General features: G+C 36.6%; 3 protein-coding genes. 1 reads left to right on the top strand and 2 read right to left on the bottom strand.

The window, feature by feature from the left end; all coding sequences use genetic code 11:
• A partial coding sequence (locus AC11ZT_RS12470) for a chromate transporter (protein WP_484059907.1) occupies positions 1–134 on the bottom strand: 134 nt, incomplete at its 3' end.
• Positions 135–357: 223 nt separating this feature from the next.
• Positions 358–1,800, bottom strand: coding sequence for an MFS transporter (locus AC11ZT_RS12465; RefSeq protein ID WP_484059905.1), 1,443 nt, complete (start codon positions 1,798–1,800; stop codon positions 358–360).
• Between the two features lie 441 nt (positions 1,801–2,241).
• Here AC11ZT_RS12465 and AC11ZT_RS12460 point away from each other — a divergent pair, with 441 nt between their 5' ends.
• Positions 2,242–3,441, top strand: coding sequence for an aminotransferase-like domain-containing protein (locus AC11ZT_RS12460; RefSeq protein WP_484059906.1), 1,200 nt, complete (start codon positions 2,242–2,244; stop codon positions 3,439–3,441).
• The last annotated feature ends 86 nt before the right edge of the window (positions 3,442–3,527 follow it).

Genomic DNA, 3,527 nt, shown 5'->3' with positions numbered 1-3,527 from the left:
CGGCGTTTTACATATTCCTCTCTGAAATATCCTAGATGGGCAATAGGACCTCCAAACGAAGTAAGCCCGAGCTTTGTAGAAACCAATAGCACTTCCAGAATTAACGAAAGTTTCCCCTTTTCGTTCTTGTCCATATATCTTCCCTCCTATATTTTTCTAATATATGTATTTAAAGAACACTATTATAGATTGAACGCCGATAACACGATATCATACAGAGCTAGTTCAATGAAAGAGAGAAACTATTAAGAAAATGTTAATTTGTCCCCCACTTCAGGGAATGACAAAAAAAGCAGTCCCAACTTTCATGTAAAGTTACGGACTGCCATCTTGATTTATATTAGATTTTCAAAATATCTACACGCCAATTTCATTAGAGCTATAATCCCGTATCTTTTTTAAATCGTTCTTATAATTTTTAAAGGCTATAAAAAGTGTCAAACATGAAAACACTGCAATTACAAAATAAGATGATCTGAATGTAAATAGTAAAAAATCCATATTAAAATTCTTGTATACTTGCAAAAAGAATTGATAGGACAATCCACCGAGTGTAATGCCTAAACCCATTCCCAATGTGCGAGACATATTTAAAATCCCTCCTGCAATTCCTAATACATGTATTGGAACATTGCCCATAACATTGCTATTATTTGGAGGAGTAAACATCCCTATGCCCGCCCCAATTAAAAAGAGACCTCCACATGTCAAGATGTATGTTCCCGTTATATTTATAAATGTCAAAAGGAAGGCACCCATTGTAGTCATAGACAGTCCTAACATCACAGGAATAGCAGGCCCATTACGATCAGACATCATCCCAGAAATAGGAGTGAAAATTGTCATTCCAATTGGTATAACTGTAATCAGAAGACTAACTTGGAAAATAGGAAGATGCTTTACCTGATCTAAATAGTATGGCGTTAATAATAGTACAGCGTACATAATAATAAAGGACATAATACTAGTTACATTTCCTGTAGAAAAATTTACATTTTTAAAAAGGGTCAAGTCTACCAAAGGATAGGATCGTTTTCTTTCAATTTGAATAAACAGAGTTGCAGTTGTAATTCCAATGATATAACTCACAACCATAAGAGGAGATCCAAAGCCTTGTTTTAATCCCATATTAAGTATATAGATTATTGCGACTAAAGAGGGAATTAGAAATGCAGCACCTACATAGTCAAACTTCTCTTTTTTCTTTGTGACAGAATCCTTTTGTAAAAACAAGATAGCTAAGATAATCCCTAACATACCAATTGGCAAATTGATAAAAAAGATCCATTTCCAACTTACAAAGGAGAGTAAAGCTCCTCCCACAACAGGTCCTAAGCTTAAGCCTATCCCTTGTGCGCTAGCTTGAATACCAATTGCTTTTCCAAGGTCCTTCTTCGGCGTAGCAATTGTAATAATGGATACACTATTCGCTTGCAACATCGCTGCTCCAATTCCCTGAAGCACACGAGATGCGATTAAAATAGACAGTGTAGGGGCAAGTCCACAACCTAATGAACTAATGGAAAATAGAACAAATCCACTAGTGTATAACCACCTACGTCCAATCATATCCGCAATTCTTCCAAATATTAAAATAAACGAAGCCAATGATAATAAATAAGCTAAACTTACCCATTCTATTTCATTCATTTGAGCTTGAAACTGGTGCTCTAATTTCGGAAGTGCGACATTAATAATACTTGCATCTAACGCTGCCATAAAGGCACCAATACAAACAGTAGCTACAACGTACCAATGCGAACTAGACTTTTCCTGTATGGCTGGAGATGGATACCCCATATCATTGCCTCCTGATCTAAAATGAACGATCTCTTCATAAATTGGTTAACTAAGTGAACATGTGCTAGTTTATATGCGCGACCATTTGCAACATATGAAAACATGGAACAAATTATGCTATTTTATTATACCAAACGTAGAGGAGTCTATCATGAATAGTAAAGCATTTACCTCCCTATAATTAAAATTCTATTGCAATATCAAACGTAGTCATTATATAATATATATATTTTCATCGTAATTATATGAAGAACGATAGTGTCATGCAGTAAAAAGTCTATGACAGATTTACAAAGAGCAGGAACTACCTCTGCGAAAAAAATTATCAGAAATTTCTGTTTTATAAAAAAAACATTCCTGGTGATATAAAAAGAGGGCAGATCAATCCTACTATCTATCTATTTAAACAAACTACAGAATAAAGGAAGGTTGATTATGTTGATGGAAGAAAAATTTTCAGAACGTACAAAACATGTGGTAGCTTCCGAAATCCGTGAAATTTTAAAGGTAACGGAAAAACCAGAAGTAATTTCGTTTGCTGGTGGTCTTCCTGCACCTGAACTTTTCCCCGTGGAAGAAATTAAGATTGCATGTGAAGCCGTGTTAACTGAATCTGGGGCCCAAGCCTTACAATATAGCACGACTGAGGGGTATATCCCGTTACGACAAGCAATTGTGGAAAGACAAGAAGCAATCGGCATCGATTCTACGATTGATAACATAATCATTACAGGCGGCTCGCAGCAAGGCCTTGATTTAACAGGGAAGCTGTTTTTAGATGAAGGCGATACCGTTATCTGTGAAAGCCCTACGTATTTAGCAGCAATCAATGCCTTTAAAGTGTACAATGCAAACTTTGTAGAAGTAGCGATGGATGCAGATGGTATGATTATGGAAGAACTAGAAACAGCGCTTCAAACACATCCAAATGCGAAATTCATTTACACCATTCCAGACTTTCAAAATCCAACAGGCCGTACGATGAAGCTGGAACGTCGTAAAAAAATGATTGAACTAGCAAACAAGTATAACATTATCATCGTGGAGGACAATCCGTATGGTGCGGTTCGATTTGCAGGAGAAGCCTTACCGCCGCTTAAACAGTTTGATACAGAAGGTCGTGTCATTTATTTAAGTACCTTCTCTAAAATTCTTGCCCCTGGGCTTCGTCTTGGATGGATTTGTGCAAACCCATCCTTCATTGAGAAATATGTTTCATTCAAACAATCTGCTGATTTGCATACAGACAGCTTCGCCCAACGAATCACGGCAAAATATATCGAACTCTTTGACCTAGAAGCGCATATTCAAAAAATAAAAGCTGTATATCGTGCTCGCCGTGAAATCATGATGCAATGTATCAATGATTTCTTCCCTAGCCAAGTTAAACATAGCTCGCCAGAAGGTGGCTTGTTCATATGGGTAGAACTTCCTTCTCACATTAACACAGATGAACTTTTTGTAGAATGCATCAATAATAACGTAGCCTTTGTTCCAGGCGGATCATTCTTCCCAAATAATCCTAAGAAAAACACCTTCCGCTTGAACTATTCGAACATGCCAGAGGATAGAATTGTGGAAGGCATGAAACGCTTAGGAGCTGTTCTCAAACAAGCTGTACAAGTAGAGAATGTAAGATAAATAGTATTCTTACTAAATAATCCGTGTCTATAGCGAGCAGAAATTTGTATAATATGATTCCTGCTATTAAGAAACCAGAGCTAAGT

The sequence above is a fragment of the Ectobacillus sp. genome (assembly GCF_056992975.1).
The sequence above is the reverse complement of the archived record's forward strand: the minus strand, read 5'-3'. Positions and strand labels throughout refer to the sequence as shown.